This is a genomic window from Candidatus Pelagibacter ubique HTCC8051 (assembly GCF_000472605.1).
Lineage (GTDB): Bacteria > Pseudomonadota > Alphaproteobacteria > Pelagibacterales > Pelagibacteraceae > Pelagibacter > Pelagibacter communis_B.
Genome location: NZ_KI421440.1, coordinates 291,026 through 307,913 on the forward strand (window position 1 = coordinate 291,026; position 16,888 = coordinate 307,913).

Genomic DNA, 16,888 nt, shown 5'->3' on the forward strand with positions numbered 1-16,888 from the left:
TGCGTTTTCTTTGTTCATGTCCTCATTTGTTACTACAAACTAATGGGAACATATCGAAATTTTGTTCATCTAAATATTTTAAACGATTAGGTATCCCTTCAAGAATTTTCTTATAATTTGATTTAGAAATTGTATTTGGTTTACATCTTATAGCTATCCACCAATTAATTGTTTCTGCTACATCTTCTCTATCAGGATATAGTTTTGCATATTCTGAAATGAATTTTTTATCCGCTTTTGCTGCTTTTTTCCATTTTGATGAACTAACAGATCCATCAAAAGACCAATCTAATGAAGTGTGTCCACTCTCGTGCATTATAACTTCTTCGCCACATTCTCCTTTTGCCATTGTATCACCTGTGTGAATTAAAATATCTTTATTACCACCACCCCAAGCTTTATTCCCTTTATGTACTGTTAAAGTTTTAACATTTGTTCTTAAAAAATTTGGCAATTGTCCTACCATAATTCCATATTTTAGAGCTTGCTCCTCTGCTTTATCTTTATTTTTAAATTCAGAATTTACTCGAATTTTAATTTCAGGTCCATTTTCAAAGGTTGCTTTAAAAATAAAAACTTTAAATGAGCTTTGTTTCCAACCGCTAGATTTTGCCTTTCTTCTATCCCACCATTTAATTTTTTTTTCTTCTATTAAAGATACATTTTTGAAACTGGTTTGATCTTTTTTAGTAAGGATATTACAATTTGAATAAAGATTATTTTTAACTATATAGCCAGAAGATTGGGCATTAAAACTAACTAATAAACTTAAAATAATTATCCCTAAAAGTTTTTTCATTAATCCCTAAAGTTTATAAATTCAATAGGTAGACCAATATTAATAGTTTTAATTGCAGCCATTGCTTCTTGAAGATCGTCTCTTTTTTTTCCATCCACTCTTAATTCTTCTCCTTGAATTTTAACTTGAATTTTAAGTTTTAGTTTCTTTAAGTCTCCAATAATTTTTTTAGCATTTTCTTGGCTTATTCCTTCTTTTAACTCACTAACTTGTCGAATGCTTCCACCTGATGCACCTTCTGAGTTTTTGACATCCAAAACCCGCGGATCTACCTTCCTTCTTACAAGGTGAGTTTCTAAAAGCTCATTCACTTGCTTAAGTTTTAATTCATCTGTGGCTATTGTTGTGATGGTTTTGTCTTTTCTTTCGATTGATATATTGAGCCCCTTAAAATCATATCGGTTACTAATTTCTCTCAAGCAATTGGCTAAAGCATTATCAAATTCTTGATAGTTGACTTTACTAATAACATCAAATGAAGGCATAATTTTTTTTATTAATTTATATGATAATACATTTTTTATTAAAATAAATTAAAGATAAGATAATTATTTAAAAATGAAAAAAATTAGAATTCATATTAGAAATAACCATTGGAAAGAGGGTTTTTTACCTTGTGATCTAGAAGGTGAAAAACACAGTACAATTACCAAGGAAGAATTTGAAAAAGGACTTAGTCAATATCCAGAAATTAAAGATAAGATTGAATACTTAGTGGATTGGGATGAAGATAATTATATTCCTTCAATGAAAGAAGCAGATGTTTTGTTAGGTTGGCAATTTCCAACAAATAACATTAGAGAAATTGCACCAAACCTTAAATGGATCCATGTTAGTTCAGCAGGAGTTAATCATTTGTCTCCTTTTGATTGGATGAAAGATGATTTAATTTTAACTAATAGTAGTGGAGTACATTCTAAAAAAGCAGGTGAGTTTGGGTTAATGAGCATCTTAATGCTTCAAAATCAAATGACCAAAATAGTTACTAACCAAAAAAATAAAGAATTTGTTACTTTGCTTAGTAAGCCTATTGAAGGTTTTAAAGTTGTAGTAGTTGGAACAGGTTCTCTTGGTGGCTCTATGATAAAACATATTAGCAAACTTGGAGCTGAAGTAATTGGTGTTAACCGAAGAGGAAAAAGTGTAGAGGCTTGCTCAAAAGTGATTACTTTTGATAAAATTGATGAAGTATTACCTGTCGCTGATTTTTTATATCTTGCTGTACCTGAAACAGATGAAACCAAAGGGTTAATAAATAAAGAAAGACTGGATAGTCTTAAACCTACATGTGGAATTGTTAATATTGGAAGACAATCTGTTTTAGATTATGAGACTTTAAGAATTAAATTAGAAAAAAATGAATTAGCTGGTGCTATTTTAGATGTATTTTCACACGAACCCATTCCAAAAAACTCTACTTTTTGGGATACACCAAATTTGATTATTACTCCACATATTTCATCAGATAGCCAAGGTAACTATATTGAAATGGTATTAAAGATATTTTTTAAAAATCTTAAACTATTTATAGAAAATAAAGAGTTAATTAATCAAATTGATCGAAAATTAGGTTATTAGTTTTTGATATAGAGACAATTTGTTTGATTACATTAACTATTAATATTTATAAATTCTTTCCATATGAAAAAAATATTAATTCTTATTACTCTATTATTTAGTTTTAGCGTGACCGCAATAAGTAAAGAAACTACTTTTTCCAATGAGATATTTAAAAAATCTCAATTAGATGGAAAAACTGTTGTAATTCATTCATGGAACAAGACTTGTTCTACATGCGCTAAACAAGTGAAAATATTAGATAAAGCAAAACAAGATTTTAATGACGTGATTTTTTTAAGTTTTGAACAAACAAAAGATAAGGAAATCGCCAAATTTTTAAGCATTGATTATTGGACTACAATTGTCATTTATAAAGATAATAAGGAAGTATCTCGTTCAATTGGTCAAACGAATAAAGAAAAGATTTACTCTCAAATTAATTCACTATAACAATTCTAAAATTAAAGGCTTCCAGGTTTATTTTCTTCAACATCTGGTTCTGGCATAGGTTTAATTGGATCTTCAATTGGCTCAGTTGTTGGGTTAAGTTCAATACCAGCTGGTGTGATTGATTGAGGCATTGCAACAAACTGAGAGTCTGAATTTTCAACAACAGGTCTAACTCTTGATCTATAAATTCCATAAATACCAATTAAAGAATGGAAAAAAATTAAGAAAATAAAAAAACCATTAGCCCCAACGATACCCATAAAAATAGAGCATAAAAAAGGTCCTCCCATAGCCCCCATTCCAAATATAAACTGTAAACTTGCACCTGCAGCAACAAATTTTTCTTTAGGAATAAAATCATTAGTATGTGCAAGAATTAAAGAGAACATTGGTAGACTACAAAAAGAAAATAAAATTAAAAATACATAAAACCAAAACTTATTTGATCCTAACACTCCATCATAATACATCGTTCCACTTGCAAAAATTGCACATAAAGCAAAAAAGGCAGCAGCAAATGTTACGATAATAATTACTTTTCTTCGATCATACATGTCTGACAATTTTCCAATCGGCCATTGTGAAATTGCACCAGAGATTGCAAGTAAAAAAGTAACTAATGATATTTGAAAAATTGAAAAGTTCATAGTGGTTGCATACACAGCAAGTAAAGTAAATAATGCTGATTGAATAGTTCCGTAAAAAAAAGAACTAACCATTCCAAATGGAGATGAGATAAAGGCTTCTTGCAATGACATTGTTGATATTTTTTTAAATGTTGGAGCTTTCCTTTTTGTAAGTAAAATTGGAATAAGAGCTGCAGAGGTTATAACTGAAATTAATATGAAAGGTTCAAAATTTAGAGGATCACTGAAGTTTAAGAAAAACATTCCTAACCCCATAGCTCCATACAAAATAACCATATAAACAGATAAAACACTCCCTCTGTTTTTGTTACTTGCTCTATCATTTAGCCAACTTTCAGCCACTGTATAAATAGAGACCATACTAATTCCAGTAAGTACTCTTAATAAAAACCACACAAAGGGACTTACATATACTGCGTGAATTAAAACTACTAATGATGCTATTGATGCAAATGCAGCAAAAACTCTGATGTGTCCTACTCGAGAAATGATTTGAGGAATAGTTTTAGCACCAATAAAGTATCCAACAAAGTACCCAGACATCATAAATCCAGTTTCAGTTAAACTAAATTCTTCTTTAACTGCTCTAACCCCAAGTAATGATCCTTGGAAACCATAAGCAAGCATAAGCGCTCCCATACCTAAAAATAATGCCCACGAATTTTTTAATACTTTGTTCATTTGAGTCGCTATCTATTTCTGATTTGTGGCCAAATCAAGTAAATTGTATTTTAAGAGTTATGTGTTTTTAAGCTTAAGAAATGAGTGAATTGCAATCGTCAAAATGATGACTGTTCCACCCAGGATGGTTTCAATACTAGGCTGTTCTTTAATTACCATCCATACCCAAAATGGACCAATAATTGTCTCCAACAAGAAAAATAAATTTACTTCTTCTGCGGGTATAAATCGTGGTGCAATAGTCACTAATACAAAAGGAATAGCAACACACATAACACACATTACAGGTACAATTATCAAGTCCGTACCTACAAGAGAAAAACTATCTACGAAAAAAAAAGCAAAAATTGCAACACAAAGTTTACCGATTACAGCAGATGGAACTAAATCCCTATTTTTAGCATACCTAGCAATAACAGCATTGCAAGCAAGTCCAAAAGCAGTGATTATACCAAATAAATCACCATAAAAATTACCCATCTCTATTGAATCGTAAAAAATATAAGTTACTGAAATTAAAGTTATAATTATAGCAACCCAGGTTTTCTGGTCTGGTATTTCTTTTAGAAAGATGCTGCCTAATATAGCAGATAACATTGGTGCCATTGCAATCATTACCAAAGTATTAGCGACATTAGTATTTTGAATAGATATTATGAAAGTAATATTGCAGATAGAAAAACTTACGACATAAAAAATACCAGGATATCCAATACCAACTAAAGCTTTAAATAGATTATTTTTATAAAAAAAAATAAGTCCAACAAGCACAACTATAAAAGGGATTGCTCCTCTATAAAAAAGCATTCCCCAAGTTTCAATATTTGAAAGTCTAATAAAAATAGAGTCCGGTGTTATTAACATGACAGCAACAAATGCTAATAAAGACCCTTTATGTTGGTTTGATAGATTTTTCATGCTTTTAATTCTTTCCAAAAAGTTTTAGCAAGATTAATACCTGATAAATCATACAATGTTTTTAATCCAGTTGGAGAAGTTACATTAATATCTCCATTTAATTTTTGATCAATAAAATCAATACCAGCAAAAAAAATTTTTTCTTTTTTTAGATCTTTAGCTATTAATTTTGAAATTTTATTTTCTTTAGAAGTTAATTTAATATTAGCTGGTTTTGCACCTTTGCTCATGTTGCTTAAAAAAGAACCTTGTTTTGGAACTCTAGATATTGCACCACAAACTTTACCATTTATTATAAATACTCTTTTATCTCCTTTGCTGATCTTAGGTAAAAATTTTTGACACATAATATGATCATGTTTTTTAATAAATCTATTAATTAGCCTTGAATTAAATCTACTTAGTAGATGAATATCATTTCCACCATAACTATGAATGGGTTTTAAAATTACTTTTTTATGTATTTTAAAAAATTTTTTAATCTCAATAATGTTTTGAGTAAAAATAGTGCTTGGCATAAATTTTTGATATCTAACAGAATATAGTTTTTCAGATACATTTCTTATAGAGGTAGGGTTATTTAAAATCTTAACTTTATTTTTAATAGTATCTAAGATGTAAGTTGCTGAAATATACTCAAGATTAAATGGAGGATCTTGGCGAATTAAAATAAACTTACATTTGTTAAGCTCTAATTTTTGTTTTTTTAAAACTTTAAAGAATTTTTTATTTTCATAATTAAATTTGATAAAAAAACCCGATGCAACTACTTTTGAATTAATTACTGATAGGTCTTTAGGATCGTAATAGAATATCTTGTAGTTTTTGTTTTGAATTTCATTGGCAAGAAAGACACTGGTATCGGTTATAGGATTTAATTTTGAAGGGTCGTTTCCTTGAATAGCAACAATTTTATTTATCATATAATTCGCTTAAATCTTCAGTTTTAGAAAATTTACTGATCATATGATCTGCGTTAGTTAATTTATTATCAATCACTTGTTGTAAATGATTTAAAAATAAAGTTTCATTTTTACCATTTTTGTTAAGTATATCCCTTCTCTCTAACCCTTTTTTAGATAAATCCAGTAATGTTCTGGCCCAATACAAAAGATCTTTACCCATCAGTTGAGTATTAAATCCTTTTTGAGGAGCTTCAAGATATGCGTTGATAATTTTGCTTTTGTCCCATTTAGAAATAACTTCATAAACTTCATCTAAATTTGCATAGAGCATTCCAATATAAAAAGCAGGTCCAGAACATAGGCAATCCCAACCACAAGTATCCATTGAACGAAGTTCAATATATTTTTTTAATCTATTTTCAGTAAAAATTGTACTGAGGTGAGTAGCTAAATCATTCTCTGTTGGTAATTTATTTCCTATTTCATTAATCTTGCCTTCCATAAAGTCTTTAAAGGTGTATTTTCTTCCAGAAATATATGTATCTTGATGTTGGATAAATAAGATTGGAAAATTAATTATAAATTCAGCATATTTTTCAAAGTCTAATTCTTCAAAAAATATTTTAGGGAGACCACCTCTTGAAGTACTTTGCCATACTTTTGATCTATAAGATAAATAACTACTTTTTTTCTTTTCTACTATTGCTGAGTTTGCAAATAAAGCAATTGAAATAGGAACTATTGAATTTACGATCTTAAATTTTTTTATGAAATCTTCCTCAGAATTATAATCTAAGTTTAATTGAGTTCCACATGTTCGGTACATCATATCTAAACTTAATTCTCCTCCAAGAGGCATATCTTTAGTCATTAATTCGTATCTTTGTTTTGGATTATTTGGAATTTCATTTAATTTTGAAATTGGGTCAAATCCAGCACTTACAATATTTATATTTAATTTTTGAGTAACTTGTCTTAATTCAAATAAATAATCTTGTGACTCAGCACAAGCTTCATGAATATGATTTAGTTTATCACCTGATAATTCTATTTGATTGCCAGGCTCAAGAGTAATATTTTTACCACCCTTGTTTAATCCAATAATATTATTCTTCTCTAGAATTGGGTTCCATCCAAATTCCAACAAAGCTGCAAACATTTGTTTTATTTTTGAATAATCAATTCTCTTATTATTTTTATTATCAAATAGAAACTTTTCATGTTCAATTCCTATTCTAAAATCTTTTGTTTCTTTGATACCAGATTGGAAATAATTTATTATTTGTTCTTTAGAGGTTATCATTTTTACTTAGATAATATCTTATTATATTATTTAAAGATAATAATAAGGTTTTTTAGAAAAAATTTTCTGAACCATTGGATAAAATTCATCCAAAGTCATACTTTTGTAATTTGGATCAAAAGAAGCTTGGTCATAATTTTCACAGAAATTGATTGTTGCTTGATAGAATTCATGATCTTTAAATTTATCTCGAGCATTTCTGTCTCCATCTAAATGGTGAGCGCTATAGTAAGTTTGAAAAAGACCATGATGTTTAATAATCCAATAAGTTCTCTCAGAGACATAAGGTCTTAATATTGATGCAGCATATTGAGAATGGTTCATCGGAGCTAAATCATCACCAATATCATGAAGAAGTGTTGCAACAACCATTTCTTCGCTTTCACCATTTTTATATGCTCTAGTTGCGGCCTGTAAAGAGTGTTCTAATCTTGTAATTTGATATCCTTCAAGAGTTGTTGTTTGAGATGCTAAATATTTTATAATCCTGTCAGCTGTTTTCCTTTCAAAATCTTTTTCATATTTTTCCAAGAGCTGATAGTCCTCTTTGGTACCATTTTTCATTTCTGTGAAACTTACTTTTTTCATTTTAATTATTTGAAGCTGTGCTTAATAAAGATAATTGAGTAACTTTGTTATCTCCAAGTTCATCAATAGGTTTTACAGGATAATCACCTGTAAAATAATGGTCAGTAAGCTGAGGGTAAGTATCATTTCTTTTATCAAACCCTATTGCTTTATATAACCCGTTTAGAGATAAAAATTTCAAAGATTTTGCTCCAATATATTCGCAAATCTCATCATTAGTTTTATTAGCTGCTAACAATTCTTTTTTGGTAGGAGTATCAACTCCATAAAAATCAGGATATCTGATTTCAGGACATGCAATTTTAACATGAACTTCTTTAGCACCTGCGTCGTATAACATCTTAACAATTTTATGAGAAGTTGTCCCTCTAACGAGCGAGTCATCTATTAAAACAATTTTTTTGTTTTTAATTGTAGTTTGATTTGCGTTTAATTTTAATTTTACTCCTAAACTTCTAATTTTTTGACTGGGCTCAATAAATGTTCTACCTACATAATGATTTCTGATTAAACCATGTTCATAATTTATTTTTAAATATTGAGCAAAACCAAGAGCTGCAGCGTTACCACTATCTGGAACAGGAACAACTATATCTGCCTCAACATCATTTTCTTTAGCGAGTTCAGCTCCAATATTTTTTCTATGTTCATAAGCTGTTTTATTATCAATAATACTGTCAGGTCTTGCAAAATAAATATATTCAAAAACACATGGTCTAACTTTTTTAGGAGGGAAGGGCTTGATACTTTCTAATTTATTATTTTCAATTAAAACAATTTCTCCATTTTCAACATCCCTGACAAATTTAGCTCCAATAATATCTAAGGCACATGTCTCAGAAGCAAGCACATAACTACCTCCTAACTTACCAATAACCAATGGTCTAATACCATAAGGATCTCTTACTCCAATTAATGAATTTTGTGTCAACATAACTAAAGCATACCCCCCCTGAATTTGAAATATAGCTTCAACAACTTTATCTATTGTTTTTGGTCTTTTAGATTTCGCAATTAATTGAACTATTGTTTCAGTATCAGATGTTGTGTAAAAAATAGCTCCCTCTTCAACAAGCTTATTTCTTAAAGATATTGAATTAGTTAAATTTCCGTTATGAGCAACTCCAATTCCACCAGCGTTTGTGTCTGCAAAAAAAGGCTGAATATTTCTTAAAGTATTTTCACCAGTTGTGCTGTATCTATTGTGACCAATCGCATAGTTACCCTTAAGGTTTTTAAGTACTTTTTCCTTATTAAAGTTATCGCCGACTAAACCAAATCTTTTTTCAGAATAGTATTTTTCGCCATCAAAAGTTACTATTCCACATCCTTCTTGACCACGGTGTTGAAGCGCGTGAAGCCCAAGAGCCGCTAAAGCAGAGGCATCTTTTGCATTACTTACACCAAATACACCACATTCTTCTTTTAGTTTTGGATCAAAGTTCTTCAATTTTTTCTTTAGAGTCTTGATATGTTTTTTCATTCGGAAATTCTTTTATGAGATAATTACTACCTTTTTTAAGGTAAGGAAAGACGTATGATTGATCTTTATTTATAGGCCATTTATCATGATTGTAGACAATATGAAACCCTGAGAAGATACAAACTGAAATTATGTAAGCTTTAATAAAACCAAAAAAGAATCCAAATGTTTTATCGAGCCCACCAATTCCAGTGTAGGTAACAGCTTTACTAATCCCTTTGTTAATAAGCAAAACTAAAAAAATAACTACAATAAAAATAGTAATTCCAAGGCCAACGTCTAAAACATACTCACTATCAATTGTTCCTTTAAAATAGGGTTTAATTTTTGGAAATAAAATTAATGTTATTATATAAGCCAATAACCACTTTGCCATAGACAATATACTTAAAACAAATCCTTTTTTATAACACTGTATTAAAGTAAAGATGCTTATCAACAAATAGATAAGATCTATGATAGATATAGCTTCATAAAAATCTTTTAAAGCATCAAGCATTAAAATTATTTTCCAAAAGGCTTAACTGCTAAGATCAATACAGGTAACAGTGTTAAAACAGATATCATTGCAAACAACATTGCAAGGCCTGTAAACATTCCAAAATAAATTGTTGGAATAAATTTAGATAAAACTAAAATCGAAAAACCAAAAACAATAGTGATGGATGTATTTAATATTGCAACTCCAACTGTAGAATGACATTTTTTTAAAGTTTTACTGTAATTTTTAATTTTACTGAACTCTTCTTTAAATCTGTAAATATAATGAATGCTATTATCCACAGCAATTCCAATGGTAATCGCTGCAATTGTAATAGTCATCATATCTAATGGGATGCCAAGAAGACCTATAATCCCTAAAATAAAAAAAGCTGCAATAAAATTAGGAACCACTCCAATTAAAGATAATTTAATATTTCTAAATAAAATTATAAACATTGAAAAAATTCCAACCATGACTAATCCTAAAGTCAGAATTTGTGACTTAAATAAACTTTGTAACAGGTTATTAAATAAGATTAGAACTCCAGCAAGTTTGAATTCACTTTCCTCTAATCCAAGCTTATCTTTAAGATCAAAATTAATTTTATTAATTAAATCATTTCTACGTAAATTTTCTTGTGAGTCTATTATCCTTAAACTTATTCGGGCTTCATTATCTTTAATTGATAGATAAGGATCAATTATCTCCGTTTTAATACTTTCTGGTATCTTAGAGTACAAAACTCCCATTTCTAAAGTACCAAGGGGCTTGTTATTATTTAACTGTGTCGCAACATCAATGATGGACGAAAACGATAAAACTTTTCCAACTTGCGGAAGACTATCTAAATAGTTGTGTACAGAGGCTATTTTATTAATTTTATCTTTAGTAAACCAATACTTTTCATCATTAGTGTCTTCTTCGTCTTCCCAATCTTCGAACTCATCATCTTCAGCTGTAGACTCTTCATTTTCAGCAGTAGGCTCTTCATTTTCAGCTACAGGAAACTTTAAAATAACCTCTAAAGGCGTGGTTCCACCCAATTCTTCATCAATAAGTTTCATTCCTTTATAGATTTCGGTATTTTTATTAAAGTAATTTATAAAACTATTTTCAACTTCAAGTCTGCTAATTCCAATTATACTTAAAATTACGATTACAGCAGTCACTCCAAAAATTGCATTTTTATGCTTTAAAGAAAGCATACTTAAAAATTTTGTAATTTTAGAATCTTGTTCTTTCTTAAGCGATATATTTTTGGTAGGTGCAAAATTTAAAAGGGTAGGAAGAAGAGTAAAGGTGACTATAAATGATGTAATTAAACCAAATGTCATCATCCATCCAAAATCAATAATTGGTTTTATTCCACTAAAAATTAAAGATAAAAAAGCAAATATTGTTGTGAAGACCGTATATATTATAGGCCAAAACATTTTATTTGTTGTAAGGGATATAATCTCAAAATTATTTTTTGTTGGATGATCTTTTCTCAATTGCAAAAAACGAGTACTCATATGAATATTCATTGCCATTGTTAGTATCAGCATCAAAGCAATAAAGTTTGAGGATATTACAGTTACTTTCCAGCCTAAAATTCCAAGTAATCCCATCATGATTACAACAGAAAATAAACAACTACTTATTGGCACTATAATCCAAATTAATTTTCTAAAGACAAACCATAAGGTTGCAATTATGAATAAAAGAACTCCTAAACCAAAAACTATAATATCACTTTTAATAAAAGTCATCATATCATCTGCTATCATGGGAATACCTCCAAGATATATCTTGCCAACATCTCCATAACTTTGAATCACTTGTCTGATTTCTAAAATATTTTCATGATTTTGTTTTTTTATTTTATCTTTGTAAGTTTCAATTTCTTCTTTTGATAAATTTTCAATATTTTCTAATTTTTCATTTTCTTTTATGTTGACGATAATTCCACTTGTTTTACCACTTTCACTGATCACAAAGTTTCTAAATACTGGACTATTTAGAATTTCATTAAATCCACGATCTTTATCAACATCTTCATCTTTCAGAGTTTTAAAACTTTCCAATCTCTCTTGTAATGGTGCATCCGAATTATTTAAAAGTGGAATATCTAAAAGTGTGATTACACTATGGACCCAATTTAGACTTTGAATTTTATTTTTTAAACTTAAAAGATTATTGATTGAATTATCAGTAACCATTCCTTCATTTGGAGTATAAGTGAGAATTAAGAAGTCTTTTGAACCGTATCTTTCTGTAACTTCTTTAAGGTATGCTAAATCAGGATCACCTTCAATCAACAGTGTTTCTGAGGATGCATCTAATCTAAAATCTTTCGAATAATAACCAAAGCTCAATATTGCAATAATAAGTAAAACAAATACTAATTTTGGATTTTTAAGAACTCCACTTTGATAAAATTGAGCTATCATTAGCTCTTTTATATTGGAATTTAGTTAATTTGAGTATCTTTAAATTTAGTGAATCTCTCTTCAAACTCAAGAGTTACATTACCGATTGGGCCGTGTCGTTGTTTCCCAATTATAATTTGCGCTAAGTGAGCAACTTCATTCATTTTTGCCTGCCATTCTGCATGTTCAACTGTTGCTTCTCTTGGTTCCTTTCTTGAAAGATAATATCCTTCTCTATAAACGAACATTACTACGTCCGCATCTTGTTCTATTGAACCAGACTCTCTTAAATCTGCTAGTTGAGGTTTGTGGTCATCTCTCTGTTCAACTTGTCTTGATAATTGTGAGAGAGCTACAACTGGCACTCCAAGTTCCTTAGCAATTGCTTTTAGTCCTTGAGTGATTTGGGAAATTTCTTGAACTCTACCATCTTTATTAAAAGTAGTTCCTCTCATTAATTGAATATAATCAACGACAATCATATCGAGACCATGTTGTCTTTTTATTCGTCTTGCTCGATTGCTCATAGCTGCAATACTAATTGCGGGTGTCTCGTCTATAAATAGAGGTAAGTCAGCTATATTTTTTGAAGTTTCTAAAAATTTATCAAATTGTTCATCAGAGATTCTTCCTCTTCTTATGTCGTTTGAGCTGATTCTTGCTTGTTCAGAAATAATTCTGGTAGACAATTGTTCAGAAGACATTTCCAATGAAAAGAAAGCAATTGATGATTTTTTTCCGTTATCTTGTAATTTTTGGGCAGCATTAAATGCAATATTTGTTGCAAGAGATGTTTTTCCCATTGAAGGACGTCCAGCTATAATTATTAAATCTGATTGATGAAGACCACCAAGTTTATCATCTAAATCTCTAAGTCCTGTTGGTACACCTACAATACCTTCTTCATTTTTATAAGCTGCAGATGCCATTTCTATAGTTTCTTTCATAGCTGCATCAAACTTAACTAGATTAGAATTAAAGGAACCTTTTTCTGCAAGGTCAAACAAAGATTTTTCTGTGTTCTCAATAATATTTTGACCTGTAGTGTCTAGCTCACTTAGTTTTGCACTATCCATTGTTTGTTCAGAGATTTTTACTAACTCACGTCTTACAAACATATCATATACAATTTTTGAATATTCTATTGCTTGCCTTATTGATGTAGAAAATTTTGTAATTTTAACTAAGTATTCTGGAACATTTAAATCATCTTTTTCATCTTCAAAATAGTTTTTTAAAGTAATAGGATTTGCAAGCATTCCTTTGTAAATCAAATTATCAACAGCATCAAAAATCTTTTGGTGCATTGGATCATAAAAATTTGTACCAGATATAATGGTATTAATTTCATCAAAGATTTCATTATTAACTAGAATAGAGCCAATGACAGCTTGTTCAGCTTCAATGTTATTAGGTAACTCTTTGAATTGATCCTTAACGATGCTTAAATTATTTTCCATAAACATTAATTTATAGAATTATTTATCTAATAAAATTATTATTAATGTCTGGGGAAAAGAATGTATAATTATTGTATCGTATCAGCTGAAGAAACGTTAATTGTAATTTCAGCATCAACTTCAGAGTGTAAAGAAACTTTTACTTTAAATTTTCCTAAAGATTTTATCTCTTCAATAGGTTGTATCATTGAAGGTTTTATATCAATTTTATTTTCCTCCTGGATTAATTTTGCAATTTCAGTTGGTTTAACTGAACCATATAATTCATTATTTTCAGTACTAAGTTTTTTAACTCCATACTCTTTACCATTAATTTGATCTAAAATTTGTGATGCCTCTTTTTTTTTTTCATTATCTTTCTTTGATAAATCTGCTTTTATTTTTTCAACTTCTAAAATATTTTCTTTTGAAGCATATAATGCTTTTTTATTAGCAATTAAAAAATTTCTTGCGTAACCTCTTTTAACATCTATGACTTCACCAATAGATCCAATTCTTTTTACGTTTTCTAGTAAAATTACTTTCATTTTATATTAATGCTAAATTTCTAGCTCTCTTGATTGAAAGGGATAATTCTCTTTGTTTTTTTTGTGAAACATTTGTAATTCTTGATGGTAATATTTTCCCATTTTCTGACATATATTTTTTAAGAAGTCTTACATTTTTATAATCTACAATTGGAGCACCTTTTGCAGATAAAGGGCATGTTTTTTTAAATTTATATTTATTAGGTTGGAATATACTTAATTTAGCAAAATTACTTTGCTTGCTTCTTTTATTTCCACTTTGTCTTTTAGGCATGATTAGTTTTTATAGCTTTCCTTTTTCTCATCTTGTTCTTTTTTTGTGAAATAATTTGCCTCTAAATCAAATTTTTTAACTCTTACTGTCATATATCTTAATAATTTTTTGTCGATAGCTTCATTTTTTTCAAGCTCATCAATCACATTTCCTTTGCCTTTTATTTTAAAATGAATGTAGCTACCCTTTTTATTCTTTTTAATTAAGTAAGAAAGATTTAGCAGACCCCAATTTTCGGTCTTAACAATCTCACCTTCGTTTTTTTCTACAATTTTAGAATATTTTTCTGTTAATTGCTTAATTTCAGTTGGGGATGCGTCTTGTCTAGCTATTATTGTGTGTTCGTATAAATTCATTTAAGTTCTTTAATAAAAAATGAGGATATACTATTATAAATGTTCAATTACAATAGTTAAAAAGGCAAAATAATAAGTTTTTTTTATATGTTTTCAGTAATTTTTCCAGGTCAAGGTTCTCAAATGGTAGGTATGGGAAAGGAATTCTATGACAAGTATGATCTCGTAAAAAACATATTTAAAGAAGCAGATGACTCATTAAATTTTTCAATATCTAAACTCATATTGGAGGGTCCAAAAGAAGAATTAGACTTAACAGTCAATACTCAACCAGCAATTTTTTTAATTAGTTATTCAATTTATAATGTAATTAATCAAGAATTTAACGTTGATTTAAGTAAAGCTAAATATTTTGCAGGACATTCTTTAGGTGAGTATTCTGCTTTATCTTGTGCTGGCTACTTAAGTTTTTTAGAGACTTTGAAGATATTGAGAATAAGAGGAGATGCAATGCAAAACTCAGTTCCCAAAGGACAAGGTGGAATGGTTGCGGTATTAGGTTCAACAGTTGAAAAAATTGAAAAAATATTAAAAAATAATGAGCAAAATTTAAGTGTTCAAATTGCAAATGATAATTCTGAGGGTCAAGTTGTATTAAGTGGTAAGACAGATGATCTAGATAAATTAATTATAATTTTAAAGGAAAATACTATCAAAAATATCAAATTGCCAGTCAGTGCTCCTTTTCATTGTAATTTAATGAATAAAGCGACAAATATAATGAATGAAGAATTAGATAAACTAAATTTTACTGATGGAAAAAATAAACTGATTTCAAATGTTACTGCTAATGAAATATCTAGCACTGATGAACTTAAGAATTTACTGGTAAAACAAATTGAAAATAGAGTTCGATGGAGAGAAAGTGTGATACATATGATTAATAACGATGTAAATCATTTTATTGAAATAGGCCCAGGTAAAGTTTTGTCAGGTTTAGTTAAAAGAATTAACAAAGAGGTAAAAATTGACAACATTAATAATCAAGGTGATATTGAAAGTTTAAAAATATGAATAATTTGATAAAAAAAAATATTATTGTTACTGGTGCATCAGGTGGAATAGGTAATTCAATAGTTAAAAAATTGAATGAAGCTGGAGCAAATATCTTAGCTACAGGGACTAGAATTGAAAAACTTGAAGAACTTAAAAAAAATTATGAGGGCATTAAAATATTAAAATTTGATATATCCCAAACTGATAAAGTTGAGGATTTTATTGATAATGCTACAAACGAGTTAGGTGGAAGTTTAGATTGTATTGTAAATAATGCTGGTATAACCCAAGACAATCTTGCAATTAGAATGAGCTTAGATGAATGGCAAAAAGTGATAAATATTAATCTAACCTCAACTTTCTTAATTAGTAAATTTGCTATTAAAAAAATGTTAAAAAATAAATCTGGAAAAATTGTAAATATCACATCAGTTGTTGGTCATACAGGCAATTTAGGGCAAGCTAATTATACAGCATCAAAAGCAGGAATTGTTGCTATGTCAAAAAGTCTTGCAATAGAATACGCTAAGAAGAACATTAATATAAATTGTATTTCTCCAGGATTTATTCAAACAGCAATGACAGATAAAATTGATGATAAATTCAAAGAGGTTATTATATCAAAAATACCGTCAGCTCGTCTTGGTAAGCCAGATGATATTGCAAATGCTGTGTTATTTTTAAGTTCAGAACAGTCAAATTATATTAATGGGGAAACATTGCATGTAAATGGAGGCATGTATATGGCTTGACAAAATAGCTTTTTAAACTAATAAGAATTTATAACTAAAAAGGATCAATATGTCAGAAGACGTTTCAAGCAAAGTAAAAAAAATTGTAGCAGATCACTTAGGTATCGATGAAGCAAAAGTAACAGAAGAATCTAGTTTTATAGATGATTTAGGTGCTGACAGCTTAGATACAGTTGAATTAGTGATGGCTTTTGAAGAGGAATTTGGATCTGAAATTTCAGATAGTGAAGCTGAGAAAATTTTAACTGTAGGTGATGCGGTTAAGTTTATCGAAGGAAAAGCAAATTAATAATT

The 16,888-nt window shown here is 29.0% G+C and carries 19 protein-coding genes; 5 read left to right on the forward strand and 14 right to left on the reverse strand.

Features of this window, described 5'->3' with window-relative positions; genetic code table 11:
- Positions 1–22: 22 nt before the first annotated feature.
- On the reverse strand, positions 23–799 hold the full coding sequence (locus F754_RS0101515; protein WP_023648151.1) for a hypothetical protein: 777 nt from the start codon (positions 797–799) through the stop codon (positions 23–25).
- Positions 799–1,284, reverse strand: coding sequence for a YajQ family cyclic di-GMP-binding protein (locus tag F754_RS0101520; RefSeq protein WP_023648152.1), 486 nt, complete (start codon positions 1,282–1,284; stop codon positions 799–801). Before F754_RS0101520 ends, F754_RS0101515 begins: the two co-directional genes overlap by 1 nt.
- Before the next feature lie 73 nt (positions 1,285–1,357).
- On the opposite strand from F754_RS0101520, the gene F754_RS0101525 reads away from it, so the two are divergent.
- Positions 1,358–2,377 carry a D-2-hydroxyacid dehydrogenase gene (locus tag F754_RS0101525; RefSeq protein ID WP_023648153.1) on the forward strand — a complete coding sequence of 340 codons (1,020 nt, stop codon included), beginning with the start codon at positions 1,358–1,360 and terminating at the stop codon, positions 2,375–2,377.
- A 63-nt stretch (positions 2,378–2,440) separates the two neighbouring features.
- Positions 2,441–2,809 (forward strand): thioredoxin family protein, encoded by a 369-nt coding sequence (locus F754_RS0101530; RefSeq protein WP_023648154.1) that lies wholly within the window; start codon positions 2,441–2,443, stop codon positions 2,807–2,809.
- 11 nt (positions 2,810–2,820) lie between these two features.
- Here the strand turns inward: F754_RS0101530 and F754_RS0101535 are convergent, their stop codons facing one another.
- The 12 genes from F754_RS0101535 to rpsF all read right to left on the reverse strand — a co-directional run bounded on the left by F754_RS0101535 (position 2,821) and on the right by rpsF (position 14,846).
- The gene (locus F754_RS0101535) at positions 2,821–4,137 is read right to left on the reverse strand and encodes an MFS transporter (protein ID WP_023648155.1); all 1,317 of its coding nucleotides are present in this window, start codon (positions 4,135–4,137) and stop codon (positions 2,821–2,823) included.
- A gap of 57 nt (positions 4,138–4,194) precedes the next feature.
- Complete coding sequence (locus F754_RS0101540) at positions 4,195–5,055, reverse strand: DMT family transporter (RefSeq protein ID WP_023648156.1); 861 nt, start codon at positions 5,053–5,055, stop codon at positions 4,195–4,197.
- The gene (gene gshB, locus F754_RS0101545) at positions 5,052–5,978 is read right to left on the reverse strand and encodes a glutathione synthase (RefSeq protein WP_023648157.1); all 927 of its coding nucleotides are present in this window, start codon (positions 5,976–5,978) and stop codon (positions 5,052–5,054) included. Before gshB ends, F754_RS0101540 begins: the two co-directional genes overlap by 4 nt.
- Positions 5,968–7,263, reverse strand: coding sequence for a glutamate--cysteine ligase (locus F754_RS0101550; protein ID WP_023648158.1), 1,296 nt, complete (start codon positions 7,261–7,263; stop codon positions 5,968–5,970). Before F754_RS0101550 ends, gshB begins: the two co-directional genes overlap by 11 nt.
- A 30-nt stretch (positions 7,264–7,293) precedes the next feature.
- Entirely contained in the window at positions 7,294–7,851 is a 558-nt protein-coding gene (locus F754_RS0101555) for an HD domain-containing protein (RefSeq protein WP_023648159.1), read from the reverse strand.
- A gap of 1 nt (position 7,852) precedes the next feature.
- Positions 7,853–9,334 carry an amidophosphoribosyltransferase gene (locus tag F754_RS0101560; RefSeq protein ID WP_023648160.1) on the reverse strand — a complete coding sequence of 494 codons (1,482 nt, stop codon included), beginning with the start codon at positions 9,332–9,334 and terminating at the stop codon, positions 7,853–7,855.
- Entirely contained in the window at positions 9,288–9,833 is a 546-nt protein-coding gene (locus tag F754_RS0101565; protein WP_023648161.1) for a CvpA family protein, read from the reverse strand. The genes F754_RS0101560 and F754_RS0101565 overlap by 47 nt, the downstream gene beginning before the upstream one ends.
- A 5-nt stretch (positions 9,834–9,838) precedes the next feature.
- Positions 9,839–12,250 (reverse strand): MMPL family transporter, encoded by a 2,412-nt coding sequence (locus F754_RS0101570; protein ID WP_023648162.1) that lies wholly within the window; start codon positions 12,248–12,250, stop codon positions 9,839–9,841.
- 20 nt (positions 12,251–12,270) lie between these two features.
- Positions 12,271–13,689, reverse strand: coding sequence for a replicative DNA helicase (locus tag F754_RS0101575; protein ID WP_023648163.1), 1,419 nt, complete (start codon positions 13,687–13,689; stop codon positions 12,271–12,273).
- Positions 13,690–13,757: 68 nt separating this feature from the next.
- Positions 13,758–14,216 (reverse strand): 50S ribosomal protein L9, encoded by a 459-nt coding sequence (rplI, locus tag F754_RS0101580; protein WP_023648164.1) that lies wholly within the window; start codon positions 14,214–14,216, stop codon positions 13,758–13,760.
- Between the two features lies 1 nt (position 14,217).
- Positions 14,218–14,490 (reverse strand): 30S ribosomal protein S18, encoded by a 273-nt coding sequence (locus F754_RS0101585; protein ID WP_023648165.1) that lies wholly within the window; start codon positions 14,488–14,490, stop codon positions 14,218–14,220.
- Between the two features lie 2 nt (positions 14,491–14,492).
- Positions 14,493–14,846, reverse strand: a complete 354-nt coding sequence (gene rpsF, locus F754_RS0101590; RefSeq protein WP_023648166.1) for a 30S ribosomal protein S6 — start codon at positions 14,844–14,846, stop codon at positions 14,493–14,495.
- Positions 14,847–14,933: 87 nt separating this feature from the next.
- On the opposite strand from rpsF, the gene fabD reads away from it, so the two are divergent.
- From fabD to F754_RS0101605, 3 genes are read left to right on the forward strand one after another with little or no spacing between them, the layout of a single operon-like run.
- Positions 14,934–15,860 (forward strand): ACP S-malonyltransferase, encoded by a 927-nt coding sequence (fabD, locus tag F754_RS0101595; protein ID WP_023648167.1) that lies wholly within the window; start codon positions 14,934–14,936, stop codon positions 15,858–15,860.
- On the forward strand, positions 15,857–16,594 hold the full coding sequence (gene fabG, locus F754_RS0101600) for a 3-oxoacyl-ACP reductase FabG (RefSeq protein ID WP_023648168.1): 738 nt from the start codon (positions 15,857–15,859) through the stop codon (positions 16,592–16,594). Before fabD ends, fabG begins: the two co-directional genes overlap by 4 nt.
- A 49-nt stretch (positions 16,595–16,643) precedes the next feature.
- Positions 16,644–16,883, forward strand: a complete 240-nt coding sequence (locus tag F754_RS0101605) for an acyl carrier protein (RefSeq protein WP_008544320.1) — start codon at positions 16,644–16,646, stop codon at positions 16,881–16,883.
- The last annotated feature ends 5 nt before the right edge of the window (positions 16,884–16,888 follow it).